This window comes from Algoriphagus sp. AK58 (assembly GCF_014324365.1).
Taxonomy (GTDB): domain Bacteria; phylum Bacteroidota; class Bacteroidia; order Cytophagales; family Cyclobacteriaceae; genus Algoriphagus.
Genome location: NZ_QEIG01000008.1, coordinates 533,951 through 550,091, shown reverse-complemented (window position 1 = coordinate 550,091; position 16,141 = coordinate 533,951). Strand labels below are relative to the sequence as shown.

The window sequence follows — 16,141 nt, the reverse complement described above, 5'->3', positions numbered from 1 at the left end:
TTCAATCAGTCTTTTTGGTAAGATTCATCACCACTTTCCCTTAGCTATTCTGCTTCTTTTGGAAAAAAATATCACCCATGAATGACCTTCAGATCGCCAATTCGGTGACCCCCTTACCTATACAGCAGGTAGCTGAAAACATCGGAATAAACTCCGATCAACTCGAATTCTACGGAAAATACAAAGCCAAACTCCCTCTGGACTTGATCCGGGAGGAGAAGCTTGAACACAGCAACCTAATCCTAGTCACAGCCATTACGCCCACTCCGGCAGGAGAGGGCAAGACGACGGTCACCATCGGACTCAACGATGGTCTCAACCGAATCGGAAAATCCTCCATCGCAGTCATCCGAGAACCCAGTCTCGGGCCGGTTTTTGGCATCAAAGGTGGTGCAGCCGGCGGCGGTTGGTCGCAGGTCATTCCCATGGAAGACATCAACCTTCACTTTACCGGTGATTTTCATGCGATCGAGAAAGCCAATAACCTACTTTCCGCCCTTATTGACAATAATATCCAAAGTAAAACCCGAAATCTGGGAATTGATCCTCGGACCGTTATTTGGAAAAGGGCTATGGATATGAACGACCGAGCATTGCGAAACACGGTGGTAGGTTTGGGAGGGAAAAATGGAGGTATTCCGAGAGAAACCGGATTTAATATCACCGCGGCCTCTGAAGTGATGGCGATCCTTTGCATGAGCAAGGATTTAGAAGACTTGAAAGCCAGATTTGCGAAGATTTACATTGGAGACCGATTTGATGGAAGCCCGGTCTTTGCTTCCGAACTCAATGCTCAAGGTGCAATGGCCACCTTGATGAAGGAAGCCATCAAGCCCAATTTGGTTCAGACCTTGGGGCATTATCCCGCGATCATTCATGGAGGTCCCTTTGCCAATATTGCTCAAGGCACCAATTCCATTTTGGCAACCAAAATGGGGCTGAGCCTAGGCGATTATGTGGTGACGGAGGCGGGATTTGGATCAGACTTGGGAGCAGAAAAGTTTTTTAACATCAAATCCAGAGCGGCTGGGCTTTCGCCTAAAGCGGTGGTTCTTGTCGCCACAATCCGGGCTCTCAAGTATCATGGAGGCAAGCCATTGAAAGAGTTGACCTCCGAGGATGTTAGTGCTTTGGAAAATGGTTTCCCAAACCTACTTCGGCATGTAGAAAGTATCCGAAGCTTTGGTATCCCTGTAGTAATAGCTGTCAATGTCTTCAGCAGTGACAGTGAAGAAGAAAAACGGCGATTGTTGGCTTATTGCCAGGAGATTGGGGTTCCGGCTTCGTTGAGTGAAGGTTGGGCCAAAGGGGGAGAGGGCTGTGAAGACCTGGGCCATTTGGTAGTGAAGGCTGCAGAAAGCTGTGAATATCGTTTTTCACCAACCTATTCCCTAGAAGATTCAGTTCTGGAAAAGATCAAAAAAGTAGCTAGAACCATCTATGGGGCATCAGATGCGGTGCTCTCCCAGACTGCTCAAACCCAACTTAAGAAAATCGAGAAGCTTGGCATGTCCAACCTTCCCGTATGTATTGCAAAAACCCAAAAAAGCCTGAGCGATAATGAAAAGCTGATTGGACGTCCGAGGGATTTTGTGATCACCATCCGGGAATTTGAAATAGCGGCAGGTGCAGGATTTATAATTCCGATTGCCGGAGATATCCTTCGAATGCCTGGATTACCGGAGACTCCATCGGCAGAATCTGTCGACATCGACAGTCAGGGAGTGATTTCCGGGTTGTTCTGAAAAAGCAAAACCCCCGGGAGGGAAAATCCCGGGGGCCAAACCAATACTTAAAAAATAACCCTTTTAACCTATTAACCTACCGAAATCTCTTTTTTGGCCTTTGCCGGCTCTATGGCTTTTTTGGGAAGAAGTAAGTGAAGAATTCCATTTTCATATTTTGCGTCAATGCCGTCTTCCTTTACATTTTCAGGTAAGGCAAATGATCTTCGAATACTTGAGTAGGAAAATTCCTTCTTTCGGTAATTTTCTTTCTTCTCCTCTGATTCATTCTTCCGCTCTGCCGAAATACTCAACACTCCGTCGTGTACATCAACTTTAAAATCCTTTTTGTCAAAACCCGGTGCCGACATTTCCAGCTTGAACTCCTTCTCGTTTTCGATCACGTTGGTTGAGGGGATTTCCACTGATTTCTCAGGTAACCAAAACTTCTCATCCCAATCAAAGGGATTCTCTGTGCCAAAAAAGTCCTGCATCATTTTTGGCCAGAAGCTTCCATTTCTTTTTGCTACGTTGCTCATGGCTTTCAATTTTAAGGTTCTTATTCTTTTTTTTCCATTGTCTAATCTCCGCTGTTTTTCAGAAAAAATGAATGACAAAAGTCACACTATCAATTGATTGTGATCAATCTGAGAGATTTGTTTGCCTGAATGATGACGGAATTAATACGAAAGAGTAGGAGTGAAAAAAACGGATCGCCAGTTTATCCCGGATTAGGCTATAGCATTCGGCGCGAGGGGCTTGAAATTCAAAAAAAACGGTCACTTTGGAGATGGAGGATTAGGACTTCCATATAAGGATCGGAAAGTAAATAGTATCATCTGATTTAATCCTCCGATGGGGATAAGTCCGTAGAAGATTTTCTAATGGATTTTTCAGGTTTATATTAGCCTAGAATTCAATCCAAAGAATGGCAGATTTTAAGTCCCTCAATCCCGACCAATTGGGAAAACTTTTGCTGGAAATGGGGATAACCATGCTTCATGCAGGCGCACCTACCCGTCGAGTCAATTTGATTTTGTTTCGGGTAGCGAAGGCCTATGGTTTTGAGATTCATCTCAACCTCAGCACCAGGCATCTTTCTATCAGTATTCAGGATGCGCAGGGCAATACTTTTTCCGGAGGAAGAAGTAAAAGCTCTCTTCCAGGGGTGAATTTTAAAGTGGTCTCCGAAATCAGCAATTTAAGTTTGGAATTAGTAAAGAACCCACTTCCTTATCCTCAGATAAAGGATCGTATTCAGCTGATTAAGAAACAGCCCCATTATCCCAGAGCGATAATTTTGGCGGTAGTTGGTTTGGCAGGTGCAGCATTCTGTTACCTGTTTGGAGGAAATTTTTTGGAGATGGTGATTGTTTTCTTGGCCACGTTTGTCGGATTATTTCTGAAACAAGAACTGATTAAGCGAAGTGTCAACATCTATTTGACTACGTATTTCAGTTCTTTTTTCTCCTCCTTAGTGATCGGTGTTTTCTGGGTAATTGGCTTTTCCACACAGCTGGATCATGCTTTTGCTACCAGTGTTCTATTTCTGGTTCCGGGTGTGCCTTTGGTCATTTCCTTTGTGGATTTGTTGGATGGTTTTATTCTTAATGGGATCGACCGGGGATTTAATGCCTTGATGCATGCTTTTGGGATAGCAGCTGGTTTGGCCTCTGTTTTATATATCTTTCAAATTCCTTTTTGATGGAACTGCTGGAGGTGATATTTAAAGGGTTTGCATGCAGTGTCGCTGCTTTTGGCTTTGCTATTTTGTTTAATGCTCCAAGACAAAGTCTTTGGATGGTTCTACTGGTTGGCTTTCTCGGTGGGGTGGTCAAATTTGGCTTGATGCTTCCCGCGATTGGAGGGAGAATCGTACTTTCAACTTTTGTAGCCGGCTTGGCAATTGGCTTTATGGGAGTGTTTCTCGGGAATTGGAAAAAATTGATTCCTATGATGATCACGATACCTTCCGTGATTCCTTTGGTACCGGGTGCATTTGCCTATAAAGCCATGCTGGGACTGATGGCCTTGGCACAAACACCGGATGATAAGTACGGAGAGATTGTCAATCGGACGCTTTACAACGGGACCATGACCCTCTTCGTGTTGTTAGCAATTACCCTTGGAGTCACCATACCTCTTGTACTGTTCAAATTGGAATTTGTGGGGAAATTCAAAGTGGGGTCAGCCTGGAAAAAGGGCTAGCGGATTTTGGAACCCCCTTTGGCTGATTTTTTAGGCCTTTTATCCAGGTCCGCTGCCAACCCAAAGAGAAAGTGGTGAAATCCTGTCCTACTCGGACTACCGCACCTGTACTCGCGGCAAATTTCAAGGAGCTAAACCTTCCAGTGGGAATTACTGCAGTTAGGCCAATTCGTGTGTTTTCCTGACGGTCATCTCGGAATTCATTGTCTATAGATGATTTTCCTCCCACATAATGAGTGGCATCAAAAGCAACCCAGAGGGTAGGTTTGATATTGTAACTGAGGTGAGCCTGAAATGCCCCCATGGGCTCTTGTCCCCGTACTGAAGTCCCCGGATAGAAGGTATTGTTGTCGGTAAAAAGCCAAACTCCGGAATAGACATCGACCAGCCATCGCTTTCCCAAAGGCTGAGAAAGGGCCAGTTCTGGACGAAGAGCCCATCGGTTGGTACCCAGATTGATCAGTTTTTCGGGAAAAAATTCACCGGTAGGTATGGATAAATTGAGGCCAAATCCGAGGATTGTCTTTCTGGGAGCCTGGATAATTTCCTGAAGGGTGGAGGCTTTTCCTCCTATCAAAAGCATGGTGAATCTGAATCGTGCGTCAGCTAAACCGGATCTGTAAGTGGTGGAATCTTTCTCTCCGATACTTCCGGAAACATGAGCCCAGGAATAAGGGAGGACCATTAAAACCTGAGTGGTTTTGCCTAATAAGCCAAAAGAGTGAGAAACTCCAAAGGAGGTGGCCTGAACATCAGCTTTTACATTTTCTAATGGGAGAGTGGGATCCGTGACCACTCCGCCGAATGAATAAGCAAAACCGGTAAAAGCCGTGGTCGTTTTGACAGGAACCCTCATGTAAGCTCTAGGATCAAGATCCTGAGCCATATTCCTGGAGGAAGTCAGAAAAACTAAGCAAAACAGAAGGAGAGGCTCCAAAATTTTAACAGGAGGCATGATCAGGTTGGCTATCCAATAAAGATACTCATACCAAGACCAATCTTTGGAACACTAGTTTGAATTTATCCGGGAAAGAATCACAACAAATCCCCATCAGTGGATAACCACTCATTGCTTTGTCCCATCTCCAACCTTCAAAATCACATTTCCGACTTTCTTTCCCGAAGCCACATACGCAAAAGCCTCTTTCATCTGATCTAATCGGAACTGCTTTTCATCGATCAGTGGATGGAATTTCCCTTCCAACAACAGGGATTGAATCGCATCCATACTTTCCCGGATGGACCCGGGCACAGGGAAAACCACTTTTTTTCCTCCCAAAATCGGCGTGTAAAGGGCTAATGTAATATTTTCCCAATTGGGCCCGAGTTCGGATGAAAGATAAACTCCTTTTGGCTTCAGGATGGACTTGCAACACTTAAACCGGCTTTTTCCCACTGCGTCAAAAACAAAATCGTATTGAATAGACTCCTTGGTGAAATCCTCTTTTTCCAGTGCTATGACTCGATCTGCCCCCAAGGATTTGACTAGGTCGACATGGGCCTCATGACAAACGGCGGTCACAAGGATTCCTCTGGCCTTGAGCAATTGAATTGCTGCGGATCCTATTCCTCCCGTGCCGCCATTGACCAAGACATGGTCTCCCTCACTTGGGTTGACTTTATTGAGAAAATTAAATGCATAATGGGCAGCTTCCCCGCAGGCTACGATTTCAGCAAAACCAACTCCCTCGGGAATGGGTAACATGGGGTATTTGGTCGGAATGCAGGCATACTCCGCATGGGTTCCCTGTCCGTGGTCCCAAAATCCCCATACCCGGTCACCAATCTGGAAGTCCTGTACTCCCACACCTAATTTGTCCACCACTCCTGCAAAATCCGTCCCCGTTACTGCAAAGCGTGGTTTTGGAAATCCGGCAAATAACCGCATGGCGTAGGGTTTACCTGTCAAGACTCCCAAGTCAGTCCGGTTGACTGTCGTGGCCATCACCCGAATTCTAATTTCATCAGGCTTTGGTTCGGGAATTGGAAGATCCACAAGTTGTATGGAATCTGCAGAACAGTAAGATTGGCGAACAGAGGCTTTCATGGATGCTAAAATGAAACTGGATTTTAAAATGTGAAAAGTAATCGTCTCCCTTTTCAACGGAATCAGGGATTGAAAGAGGTATGTATTTCAATATGGTGATCAATCCTGTGATGATTTAAGTTTTGGGGGGAGAATAAAATCATCAAACAGCGGGATTTTCTGGTTGATTTCCTTAAATATTCTCTCAGAATCAGATTGGATAGTGCCGGTTATTCTCTGTAGGCTTTCCTTCTCTTCTTCTTTTACCGGAAGTTCAAAAATATCAGACAGAAGAGTCCGTTGTACCGTTACCAAATCATGCCAGGTTCCAAGAAGATTGACCAATTCCTCCTGTTCCGGATGCCTGTTGACCATCTTTTCATCTTGAAGGCTTTCCAAGTTATATTTCAGGTTTTTGAGCTTTTTGCGGAGCAAATGAGCGCTTTGTTCCTCCAGAATTCCGGTTGCCAAGAGCGATTTGATTTCACCGATTAAGTTGGCCAGAAAGGGTCCAGAGTCGATTTGGGAAACTTTCCGAACGTTGCGCCTTAAGACCTTTAGTCGCTTTTCGATTTTTGAATTGAGGGCTAGGGTTCTGACATTAAAAAACCGAACACGCTCTTTCTGGATTTTTTTGTTGAGGAGGAGAACGTATTCCGGTATCTGTTCTAGGACTCCATAGCTTCTTAGAATTTCCTTTTCAATTTGGATTTCTCTCACCTTTCCAGCTTGTGCAAAAAGTTTGCGGAACGGTTTGTAGAATTTTTTTCTGTCAAAATCAGGAAGCAAGAATTCCATCCGGAGAAGAATGGCTTTCAGTTTTTTGAGTTCCACCCGAAGCAGGTGAAACCGGTCTTTGGTAAACTTCCGTTTGGGTGTCCGGATCAGGAATTTCAGTGCTGATCTCCGTTTTTTCAGATAGGCCAAGTTTTCCCTCATGGATCATTTTATTACGGTTTCCAAGAAACTCCCGATGACTTTCAGCATGGCTTCCCGGTTATCATTGAGGGTGCTATGAGCGGCATCCGGGATAATTTCCACCCTGGATCCTGGGATCAGGCCGGAATAAAACCGGATGGTCTCAGGCCTAGCTTCATCAAATTCCCCACAGACCAAAAGCGTAGGAACATCGATACCGGACAAGTCTTCCAGTCGGTCAAAGTCCCTCAGGGTTCCGGTGGAATTAAACTCACTGGGCCCCCACATGTAGCGGTAAATTTCTGAGCCCGAGGAAAGCTTCAGATGGCTTCTGTCAACCTTGGGCTGCTTTTTACGGGTCACATACTTGTCGTAATACATCTCCGTTGCGGCCAGGTATTCGGGATGATCGTATTCTCCGGTCGTCTCAAAGTGCCGAATAACCTGCTGAATGGAGTCAGGCAAGGTGGCGATCAAGGTGTCTGCATCGGCGATCCAACGATCGGTGCTGAATAATGGACTGCTAAAAATAATAGCCTTGACCTCTTCAGGATACCTGAGGAAATAATCGATTCCCAACATGCTACCCCATGAGTGCCCATAAAGCACAAAATCCTCCAAGCCCAGGTGACGTCTCAACCGTTCAGTCTGATCCACGAAGTTTTCAATAGTCATCAGTGTCGTGTCCGAGAGTGCCTCAGATCTTCCGCATCCCAGCTGATCCCAAAAAATAATCGGGCCATTGTAATCGAGCTCTCTCAGGGGATCAAACCCAAAACTTGCACTTCCCGGTCCTCCGTGAAGGAGAAGAACGGGGGGATTGGGTCCTTCTCCTACTACTTCATACCAGATTTTTCCGCCTGTGACTTCCACAAATCCCTCATGAGGATGGAGAGAGGATTCTTTCTGGCAGGAAAAACAAAATATTACCCAAAGGATAAACAACGGACTTTTCTTCATGAAGCTTAAGTTCCAAAGAATAAAATGAAAATGGTAGAGATTTTCGAAGAAAGAATTGGGGTGTAATTTTTTGGAATTGAGGCAGATGGGCTGTACCTTTTACTAGTTTTTAACCCGATTTTTATGAAAAAAGTAAGAATTTTATCCATCGATGGGGGTGGAATCCGCGGTATTTTGCCCGGCACCATGCTCACCTACCTTGAGCAACAAATCCGTAAAGAATCAAACAATCCGGAAGCCAAAATTGGCGAGTATGTGGATTTTGTTGCAGGCACAAGCACCGGAGGTATTTTGGGCTTGATCATGCTATGTCCCGATGAAAACGGAGGGCATCGCTTTTCTGCCAAAGAAGCTCTTGACCTGTATTTGGACCAAGGCGATGAGATTTTCGACGTATCCCTCAGTGAAAAATTGAAAAGAATGGGAGGACTCAGGGACGAACGATATTCACAAAAGGAACTGGAAAGGGCTCTGAATACCTATTTTGGAGAAATTCGCCTGAGTCAGTCAAAGAAACCCTGTCTGATTACCAGTTACGATATTCGAAATCGGATGGCTCACTTTTTCACCAGTGCTGATGCGGATAGCCCGATTTACGATTATTATTTCAAAGACGTGGCACGCGCGACTTCTGCGGCCCCTACGTATTTCGAGCCCGCTCATATTTTCTCCATGTTTGGGACCCCTCACGCGCTGATTGACGGAGGTGTTTTTGCCAATAATCCTGCGCTTTGCGCCTATTCAGAATGCAGGAAATTGAATTTCAAAAAAATCCTGAATGATGAACAGAAGCCTGATACTCCAAGTGCGAAGGACATGTTGATTATCTCTATGGGGACAGGTTCAGTGAAGACTCCCTACTATTTTAAGGAGTTTAAAGATGCTGGTCTTATCAAATGGGTGCAGCCTCTGATTGATATCATGATGAGTGGAAACTCTGAAACCGTGGATTATCAACTTAGAAAAATATTTGGGACTCTTTCAGCCAAAAATGCAGAGGATTATTACCGCCTCGAGCCTGTACTTCAGAATGCCAGTTCGGACATGGACAAGGCAGACTTGAAGAATCTTAAGGCCTTGCATGAAGACGGATTGCTTTCGGTACGTAAATACCAATCTGAACTCGATCAAATAGCAAAAAAACTGGTTGCTTATTCCTGAATGGCAAAGAAATCTATGAGGCTGTTTCATAAAGGGGCATTAATGTCAGTCTGAGATGGAAAAATTGAGATTTACAAAAGAGAGATAACAGGCTTTTTTGATACTCACACCCCATTTTACATTTTGAATTGTTTTTTTATTGATCACTAAACACAGATCGGATAGGCGGGCGGGCTGACACAGCAGCGGGCTAGCGTCCGGCCTTGTGCGGCTGGAGCTTCCTGCCGCACTTACTGGCTCAAAAACTCTCGTTTTTGCCCTATCTTGACCTTTTGGATCTTTTGGATCAAGCCAAAAGAACGAAAGAAAAAATGCTTCAAAAGCTTGTTGTTGAGAATCAAATGATGAATAGTATTAGCCTTATCTAATTCCAGAATTAAATTTCGAATACTCAATAATTGCAGAATAAAAAGAAATCCGTCATTGGTAGCGGTGTCGAAGGCCGATTCTAATGATCCAGACCACATTTCGATCTGCCCAATTCTCGTTGGTCAAGTGCTCAATGTGACAAACAGTACTTATGAGATAGCCTCTTTTTGACATAAAAGAGGTTTATCTCATGGAGATTTTTTCAAATACGAGTTTGGTTCCATCCATTTTTACTAACTCCACTCGACTTGGATTTTGCAGGACAGACCACTTGAAATAGCTACATGAACCCTTAAAGTCAATGGCTGAAAACCCATTGATGGCTTGGATTTCTTCTCCTACTTCCAGAAGAGCATCTTTGGGTGTGAGGCCTTGAGGCTTGGAGGATAGAATTAGTTTGCCGTCTTGATACATCACCCCGATGTGCGTAGTTTCTTTGAATTCCGGTTTGGGCTTTAACTCAAGGTAATAGGCCATTTCTGAGTGATTAAGGATGGTTTTGGTGGTTAGGGCTTCAAAAAAACCTAATCCGATTTTTGGATAGGAGCTTTGTTCAAAATCGACAGGAATTCGGAGAAACATTTCACCGCTGATCATCATGCTGTCTACCCATATGGATCGTGTGGGATAGGTGCTTTGACTCAATGCCCCCATCGAGGTGGTGATGTTGGGATTACTCAGTCCGAGACTGTCCTTGAGGTTCAAAAAAGGCTGAATTTCCGGCAAATGATCCGGGAAATCCATGACATGCACATACCCAAAATCTACCAAGGCATCCGGAAATGTCCGTCCTGCAAAGCTCAGGCTTACAAATGGCCGGTTTCCTTTGTATTGGATGGGAAGCTTTTTCCAAGAAGGATCTGAGGAAAATGGTTCTTTAGAGACCCGGATCTGGTGTTTTTCAAAATCAATTTCCCAATTGAGTTGCTTGATCACATCCTGTCCCAGGAGGTAAAAGTCCATGCAATAGAGGAAGTCCATGTCATTGATCAGACTTCGGACTTGGGGGATTTTTATTCCGCCTATTTCAAGTTCCTTGGTTAGTCCTGTCTTTACTTTTTGAAGTTGATTGTTAGAGTCGCGAAGATTGATTTTTTTGCCTTTGATTTTTAGTTTTCCACTTAGCTCACTGAGCGAGTTGGCCATTCCCATTCCTGCCCCGGTATCAAAGGCAAATTGGGTGGGAATACCATCCATTTTGCCCTCAAAAACCAATAGGCCGGACTCCAGATGAAATGGGAAAGTGCTCACGGTTTCTTGCCCGAAAACCGTGAAGAGTTGAAATATGATCGGTACGAAAAACAAAATCCGTTTGGCTGCCAAGCTCATGATGGGATACTTTTTGATGCCAAACGAAAAGAAAGGAGTTGCAGTTTTATGTTCTTTTCAAGTGCAGAATTATAGGTTTGGGAGAGGTTATTTAGATTTAGGTTTTTGAGACTATCGATATACCTCCAGACCGGCTTGGGCAATGATCCCATCTTGAGCGGAAGTGACACCTGAAATCCCAATTGAGCCTACGATCACCCCGTCTTTGAAAATAGGCAAGCCTCCCTCTACTCCCACCGCGTTAGGCAGTGTGGCGATTCGGCTTCCTCCTTCTCCTTTCATGGCATCTTCAAAAATTTTGGTGGATCTTTTGAAATAAACGGCAGATTTCGCTTTTGCCTGAGCTACCTCTACGGATCCGATTTGCACTCCGTCCATCCTTCGAAGAGATACTAAATGACCTCCATCATCCAAAATGGCAATTACTACATTCCATCCTTCTGCCTTGGCCTTCGCCTCTGCTGCGTCCGAAATCCGCTGTGCATCAGCAAGAGTCAGATAAGGTTTGGTCTGAGAGAAAGACAGAATTGGTAAAATAAATAGCAAAATAAACAGTAGCTTTTTCATGGATATTAGGTTTGGTTATAGATCAAATTAAAACTTTTTGCAGGTTTTTCTTCTGATTCTTAAGTTATACCGGTTTTTTGAATACCTAACCGATTAACTTACTCTTTTAAACCTTTTTCCTATGACTTCAAGACGTGATACACTAAAAACCCTGGGATTGGCCGGTTCTTTGGGCTTGCTTTCTCCTTCTAGCCTTTTGGCATGTGCCGAACCTTTAAGAAAAGAAAAACTCGGAATAGCCTTGGTCGGTTTGGGCTATTACAGCACTGATTTGCTGGCGCCGGCTCTTCAGCAGACCGAGCATTGCTATTTGGCTGGTATTGTTACCGGAACCCCTTCCAAGGCAGAAGCCTGGAAGACCAAATACAATATCCCGGAAAAAAACATCTACAACTACCAAAACTTCGACTCCATCAAGGACAATCCGGATATCGACGTGGTCTATGTGGTTTTGCCTCCTTCGATGCATCGCGAGTATGTGGAAAGGGCTGCTGCCGCCAAGAAACAGGTGTGGTGCGAAAAACCCATGGCGGTGACCGTAGCGGATTGTCAGGCAATGATTGATGCCTGCAAGAAACATGGGGTGAGTCTCTCTATTGGCTACCGATGTCAACATGAACCTAACACCAAAGCGTATGTGGACCTCATCAAAAACAAAAAACTCGGCAAGATAAAATCGGTGGATTGTGCTGCCGGATATCGGGAAAACCGAACTGATCACTGGAAGCAGAAAGTGGAGATGGGGGGAGGCGTGATCTATGACATGGGGGTATATTCTATTCAGGGAGCTCGACTCGGAACTCAGATGGAACCACTTGCGGTAAAATCTGCAAAGGTCTGGACCGAAAGGCCTGAGATTTATAAAAATGGTTTGGGAGAAATCGTAGAAGCCGAATTAGAATTCCCCAATGGTGTGACCGGAAAGATCAAAACCAGCTTTTTTGAAAATGTAAATTACCTCACGGTCCAATGTGAAAATGGTGCAGTGGAAATTGCTCCATTTTCTGGTTATTCTGGTAACAAGGGAAAAAGCCCCTTAGGAGAAATCAATTTTCCCTACCAAATACCTTGGCAACAAGCCAATCAAATGGATCAGGATGCCTTGGCGATCTTGGGCAAAAAGCCCATGCCCGTACCGGGCGAAGAAGGCCTGAGAGATATTCGCATCGTGGAGGCTATTTTGGAAAGTGCCAAAACCGGAAAACGCGTGCTGATCTGATGCAGCATTTCCTTTATTGATAGAAAAACGGGAGCCAAGAAATTGGTTCCCGTTTTTTTTCAGGTATTTACGTGACATTGGTCATGGTTTTAATGTAGATAAGATGCTAGTATTGAGCAGGATAAATCCAATCTAGCCATGACAGACGCCCGAATTTCCAAAGCCAGTATGCTTCATGCCAGCCTGATCAAGCAGCAATTGATCATTTCTGATTTTGAAAAAGAAATCGAAAATCTAAAAGGGGAGATTATCGCTCGTGAGGAAATAGCCAGTCAGGAACATCGGGGAGGTGCCGAGCGAAACGAAATGCTGGTTCGAATGGAGCATGAATTGGTTTTTCTCAAAAATGAACTCATGACCTTGGAAGGAATCGATGAGGAAAAGGTGTCTGAAAAAGTAGAATTGGGAGCCGTGGTGGTGACAGATCAGCGCATCTTTTTCGTCTCTACCTCAGTGGATTTGTTGGAAGTCAATGGTCAGTCACTTTTTGGAATTTCCACCAAAGCTCCCATTTATCATGTCATGAAAGGAAAGACTAAGGGAGACACTTTTGATTATGGAGGGGTGAGGTATCAGATACGGGATGTTTACTAAAAAGCAAGAGGACATTCCCAGGATGGAATGCACTCTTGTTTTTTGAAAGGAGATCACCCATGGAATAGGGCTTAATTCCCTTGGCTTGCAGGTTGAAGGACCGATTTTTCAAAAGCTGATTTTTGAATTTTTGATTTCTCAAAATGGACAGGGAAGAAACCATCGTTAGCCCAAATCGGAAAAAGATTGCTATAGAATGGGCTTTCAGGATTTCCACTTTGCCCTGGGGTATTGATGCCTTGGGTTTTCTCCCAATCCTGAGTATCTACCAAAATCCGAAAGGATGCCCCGGATGAATTGTTGTCCCCATAGGCATTGGCAGCAGGGGTAAAGCTGTACCCTCCTCGGGGGAGAGGTCCGTGGTTTAGTTTTTTCTCCCAATCGTCGTTTACGGCTGCGGATAATGGATGCCGAATCAAGGCGTGTTTGTAGGCTGCCTGACCGTATTGCCAATTGTTCACATCCTCGCCCAGTTTAACTCGGAGAGTAGCCATGGCATTTTCAAAGCTTTTTTGAAGCACCTCATCTCGGGCTTTTTCAGGATTAGAGGCAAAGATTTTTTCTGGATTCTCCATCCAATCCAAAATGAGGGTCAGGGAAGCATTCCCAAAATAGGGGGCAACTTCCTTTGGCACTACCAGGTCGCTGATTCGGGATCGAAGGTCTCTTTCCCACATGACATAGATGCCGGCTTGAATGGAGTTTTTCTCCAATCGAAAATCCCAAGTAAGCAAGGTCCTTCGCAAGGAATCTGCCTGAGGATCGGAGAAACTTAGCGTGCGAAGGAAGGGGACAAGTGTCCTCGCAGGGAGGGCCAGATAGTCATTTTGCAGTCTGCCCATTTCTTCCAGCGTGAATTTTCGGTCTTGGCTCAACACTTCCGCAATTCGTTTTCCGCGAAAGTCATCTGCCCATTCAAAGCCCAAAGCCTCGGGGAAGGGGTATTCACGGGGCGTTACATTTTCGTTGGCGGTGGCAATAAAACCCTTAGTAGGGTTTACGGAAGAGGGTCGTTTACTGATGGGTAGATAGCCTTCCCATTCTTTGCTGCCATCACCCGGTGTGGCGACCAAGCCAGAAAATTCCTTTCGGATAGGTGGGATACCGGTGGCTTGCCAACCGATATTTCCTTGCCGGTCTGCCCAGATCATATTTTCAGCGGGTACATGATTGAGGGTACAGGCGGCCTGAAATTCTTCCCAAGTTTTTGCCTGATTCATGCTGAGACTGGCCAGGTAAGGTGCGCCGCCATACTCCAGCCAGGCACATTCCAAAGCTACCGCTTTCTTAAGTTCATGGTCTATGAAAGTCACCGGTCCATGAACCGAAAACCTGTGGATAACAGGAATTTTTCCCTTCCCTTTTACTTGGATGCTGTCTCTGATGAGTTGAAAACTGTGCCACTGCCCCTTATGCCAATATTTTTCTGAATCTTCCGGATGAAGATCATAAACCCGGATATCTTCAAAGTCAGTGGAAAAAATTGTCAGTCCCCATGCCCCATGATCATTGTGTCCTATGGAAATTCCTGGGATGACAGGTTCGCCACCTCCAATGACGTTCCAGCCCGGAGCGTTGAGATGTACCCAGTAGCGTAGGGATGGCACTGCCTGAAGACGATGAGGGTCATTGGCCATGAAGGGAAAGCCGCTTTCTGTTTTGCTCCCTGAGACCACCCAGTTGTTGCTTCCCATGGCAAAGGCATCGGCCTCCAAGTTGAAATCTGTTTCAGCTTTCCACTCGGCAAGTGTCTTTTCAAACTCAGCCTGGTTTTTTCTAAACTCGGGTTGAATATCCTCTGGTTTGAAAACCACCGCTGCGCGAAAAGCTTGGTAAGGCTGAAGGATGTTTTTGAAAAGCAGTTCTTTTGGAATGCTTGGGTCTAAATTCAAATCAGGTTCATTGGGATGAAAATGGAAAAGTTTTTTGGTCTCTTCCTCCCCGATCAGGCTTACAATTCGGCTGATGTTGAGCTCTTCCGGAGAATTGCCTAGAAGCCCTTGATGTCGTGAAATCACCACCTCCCAAGTCCAAAATTCAGGAAGAATCTGAAGCATTTTAAATTCTATCGGGAGGCTTTCCGGAGTGTTTCTGGCTTCCAAAATGTATTGATTGACTCCGGCCACGAAGGCATCCACGATCTGCTCTCCTCGGGGATGGTAATGGTTGAGCTCCTTATTTTTATCTCCTCTGAACCTAAAAAGTCGAGCACCGCGATCACGGTCCAGTTCGCGTTCGCCCAGGATTTCAGCCAAAGTTCCTGTCGCCTGTCTTCTCCAGAGTTCAAATTGAAAAAGCCGATCCTTGGCCGCAAGATAGCCTTGGGAAAAGAACAGATCGTGTTCGTTTTGGGCAAAAATATGGTTGATTCCACTCGAGTCCCGATAGACTTCCACAGGCTGATGGAGTCCGTGGATGGAGAGGTTTTGGGAAAAAACCGTAAGCGAGGCAAGGATCAGAAAGCCTGTCCATCCTGCCAAAAGGATCTGTTTCATGGCTGTGGGTGATTTGGAATAAGTTTCAAAGAAAATTCCAAGTCACCAAATCCTTTTCGACCAGCGGATTTTCAGTCAAAAGAAAAGGGCCGAATTCCCATGAATCGGCCCTGAGGTTTTAAGTAGAGGTCTAATTAGTTTTGACTGATGGGGTAGCCGTTTTGTTGCCAGGCTTGTATTCCGCCCTGAAGGTGATAGACTTTGGTGTATCCTTGCTGCACAAGCATACGGGCGGCTTCTTCACTTCTTGCACCTACGGCACAGTAGAGGTAGATTTCTTGGTCTTTGGAAATCTTGCTTACCTGATCCAAAAAATCCGGCTGGTAAAAATCAATCACGACAGCATTTTCAATTTTGCCTTGGGCCACTTCTCCCGGAGTACGGACATCGATCACAGTGCCCGATGGACTTTTCTCCGAAAATTCTTTTGCAGTCAGGTTGATGACGGTGGTTTGACTGGCTGCAGATTCTGTGGTTTGCGTGCTAGTTTTGTCCGTGCCACAAGAACTTACCGCTAGTGCAAATGCGAAAACAGGTAGAATGAATTTGTTCATAGTGCTTGATTTTAGGC

General features: G+C 45.0%; 15 protein-coding genes. 6 read left to right on the top strand and 9 right to left on the bottom strand.

Annotation, left to right across the window (positions count from 1 at the left end):
* Positions 1-77: 77 nt before the first annotated feature.
* Complete coding sequence (locus DDT91_RS09210; protein WP_187175880.1) at positions 78-1,745, top strand: formate--tetrahydrofolate ligase; 1,668 nt, start codon at positions 78-80, stop codon at positions 1,743-1,745.
* A 71-nt stretch (positions 1,746-1,816) separates the two neighbouring features.
* On the opposite strand, the gene DDT91_RS09205 is transcribed toward DDT91_RS09210, so the two are convergent.
* On the bottom strand, positions 1,817-2,263 hold the full coding sequence (locus tag DDT91_RS09205; RefSeq protein ID WP_187175879.1) for an Hsp20/alpha crystallin family protein: 447 nt from the start codon (positions 2,261-2,263) through the stop codon (positions 1,817-1,819).
* 389 nt (positions 2,264-2,652) lie between these two features.
* Here DDT91_RS09205 and DDT91_RS09200 point away from each other — a divergent pair, with 389 nt between their 5' ends.
* Both DDT91_RS09200 and DDT91_RS09195 read left to right on the top strand, forming a co-directional pair.
* A complete protein-coding gene (locus DDT91_RS09200; protein WP_187175878.1) occupies positions 2,653-3,429 on the top strand; it encodes a threonine/serine exporter ThrE family protein in 777 nt (258 codons plus the stop codon).
* Positions 3,429-3,932: a threonine/serine exporter family protein gene (locus DDT91_RS09195; protein WP_187175877.1), complete on the top strand. Its 504-nt coding sequence runs from the start codon at positions 3,429-3,431 to the stop codon at positions 3,930-3,932. Before DDT91_RS09200 ends, DDT91_RS09195 begins: the two co-directional genes overlap by 1 nt.
* On the opposite strand, the gene DDT91_RS09190 is transcribed toward DDT91_RS09195, so the two are convergent.
* From DDT91_RS09190 to DDT91_RS09175, 4 genes are all read right to left on the bottom strand, one after another.
* Positions 3,901-4,887, bottom strand: coding sequence for a transporter (locus DDT91_RS09190; RefSeq protein ID WP_187175876.1), 987 nt, complete (start codon positions 4,885-4,887; stop codon positions 3,901-3,903). The genes DDT91_RS09195 and DDT91_RS09190 overlap by 32 nt on opposite strands.
* Before the next feature lie 111 nt (positions 4,888-4,998).
* Entirely contained in the window at positions 4,999-5,979 is a 981-nt protein-coding gene (locus DDT91_RS09185; RefSeq protein ID WP_187175875.1) for an NAD(P)-dependent alcohol dehydrogenase, read from the bottom strand.
* 99 nt (positions 5,980-6,078) lie between these two features.
* Complete coding sequence (locus DDT91_RS09180) at positions 6,079-6,897, bottom strand: CHAD domain-containing protein (RefSeq protein ID WP_187175874.1); 819 nt, start codon at positions 6,895-6,897, stop codon at positions 6,079-6,081.
* A 3-nt stretch (positions 6,898-6,900) separates the two neighbouring features.
* The gene (locus DDT91_RS09175) at positions 6,901-7,836 is read right to left on the bottom strand and encodes a proline iminopeptidase-family hydrolase (protein WP_187175873.1); all 936 of its coding nucleotides are present in this window, start codon (positions 7,834-7,836) and stop codon (positions 6,901-6,903) included.
* A gap of 123 nt (positions 7,837-7,959) precedes the next feature.
* Between DDT91_RS09175 and DDT91_RS09170 the strand changes: the two genes are divergently transcribed.
* Positions 7,960-8,997 carry a patatin-like phospholipase family protein gene (locus DDT91_RS09170; protein WP_187175872.1) on the top strand — a complete coding sequence of 346 codons (1,038 nt, stop codon included), beginning with the start codon at positions 7,960-7,962 and terminating at the stop codon, positions 8,995-8,997.
* A 552-nt stretch (positions 8,998-9,549) separates the two neighbouring features.
* On the opposite strand, the gene DDT91_RS09165 is transcribed toward DDT91_RS09170, so the two are convergent.
* The gene (locus tag DDT91_RS09165) at positions 9,550-10,695 is read right to left on the bottom strand and encodes a hypothetical protein (protein WP_187175871.1); all 1,146 of its coding nucleotides are present in this window, start codon (positions 10,693-10,695) and stop codon (positions 9,550-9,552) included.
* A gap of 111 nt (positions 10,696-10,806) precedes the next feature.
* A complete protein-coding gene (locus tag DDT91_RS09160) occupies positions 10,807-11,262 on the bottom strand; it encodes a heme-binding protein (RefSeq protein ID WP_187175870.1) in 456 nt (151 codons plus the stop codon).
* 121 nt (positions 11,263-11,383) lie between these two features.
* On the opposite strand from DDT91_RS09160, the gene DDT91_RS09155 reads away from it, so the two are divergent.
* Together DDT91_RS09155 and DDT91_RS09150 are read left to right on the top strand one after the other, a co-directional pair.
* Entirely contained in the window at positions 11,384-12,481 is a 1,098-nt protein-coding gene (locus tag DDT91_RS09155) for a Gfo/Idh/MocA family protein (RefSeq protein ID WP_187175869.1), read from the top strand.
* A 138-nt stretch (positions 12,482-12,619) separates the two neighbouring features.
* Entirely contained in the window at positions 12,620-13,075 is a 456-nt protein-coding gene (locus tag DDT91_RS09150) for a hypothetical protein (protein ID WP_187175868.1), read from the top strand.
* 71 nt (positions 13,076-13,146) lie between these two features.
* Here the strand turns inward: DDT91_RS09150 and DDT91_RS09145 are convergent, their stop codons facing one another.
* Positions 13,147-15,570 (bottom strand): penicillin acylase family protein, encoded by a 2,424-nt coding sequence (locus tag DDT91_RS09145; protein ID WP_187175867.1) that lies wholly within the window; start codon positions 15,568-15,570, stop codon positions 13,147-13,149.
* A gap of 134 nt (positions 15,571-15,704) precedes the next feature.
* Entirely contained in the window at positions 15,705-16,124 is a 420-nt protein-coding gene (locus DDT91_RS09140) for a rhodanese-like domain-containing protein (RefSeq protein ID WP_187175866.1), read from the bottom strand.
* Positions 16,125-16,141 lie beyond the last annotated feature (17 nt).

What these genes read in the sequence shown, in the direction of transcription:
- DDT91_RS09210 (WP_187175880.1), top strand. Translation starts at nt 78, where the DNA reads ATGAATGACCTTCAGATCGCCAATTCGGTGACCCCCTTACCTATACAG.
- DDT91_RS09205 (WP_187175879.1), bottom strand. Translation starts at nt 2,263, where the DNA reads ATGAGCAACGTAGCAAAAAGAAATGGAAGCTTCTGGCCAAAAATGATG.
- DDT91_RS09200 (WP_187175878.1), top strand. Translation starts at nt 2,653, where the DNA reads ATGGCAGATTTTAAGTCCCTCAATCCCGACCAATTGGGAAAACTTTTG.
- DDT91_RS09195 (WP_187175877.1), top strand. Translation starts at nt 3,429, where the DNA reads ATGGAACTGCTGGAGGTGATATTTAAAGGGTTTGCATGCAGTGTCGCT.
- DDT91_RS09190 (WP_187175876.1), bottom strand. Translation starts at nt 4,887, where the DNA reads ATGCCTCCTGTTAAAATTTTGGAGCCTCTCCTTCTGTTTTGCTTAGTT.
- DDT91_RS09185 (WP_187175875.1), bottom strand. Translation starts at nt 5,979, where the DNA reads ATGAAAGCCTCTGTTCGCCAATCTTACTGTTCTGCAGATTCCATACAA.
- DDT91_RS09180 (WP_187175874.1), bottom strand. Translation starts at nt 6,897, where the DNA reads ATGAGGGAAAACTTGGCCTATCTGAAAAAACGGAGATCAGCACTGAAA.
- DDT91_RS09175 (WP_187175873.1), bottom strand. Translation starts at nt 7,836, where the DNA reads ATGAAGAAAAGTCCGTTGTTTATCCTTTGGGTAATATTTTGTTTTTCC.
- DDT91_RS09170 (WP_187175872.1), top strand. Translation starts at nt 7,960, where the DNA reads ATGAAAAAAGTAAGAATTTTATCCATCGATGGGGGTGGAATCCGCGGT.
- DDT91_RS09165 (WP_187175871.1), bottom strand. Translation starts at nt 10,695, where the DNA reads ATGAGCTTGGCAGCCAAACGGATTTTGTTTTTCGTACCGATCATATTT.
- DDT91_RS09160 (WP_187175870.1), bottom strand. Translation starts at nt 11,262, where the DNA reads ATGAAAAAGCTACTGTTTATTTTGCTATTTATTTTACCAATTCTGTCT.
- DDT91_RS09155 (WP_187175869.1), top strand. Translation starts at nt 11,384, where the DNA reads ATGACTTCAAGACGTGATACACTAAAAACCCTGGGATTGGCCGGTTCT.
- DDT91_RS09150 (WP_187175868.1), top strand. Translation starts at nt 12,620, where the DNA reads ATGACAGACGCCCGAATTTCCAAAGCCAGTATGCTTCATGCCAGCCTG.
- DDT91_RS09145 (WP_187175867.1), bottom strand. Translation starts at nt 15,570, where the DNA reads ATGAAACAGATCCTTTTGGCAGGATGGACAGGCTTTCTGATCCTTGCC.
- DDT91_RS09140 (WP_187175866.1), bottom strand. Translation starts at nt 16,124, where the DNA reads ATGAACAAATTCATTCTACCTGTTTTCGCATTTGCACTAGCGGTAAGT.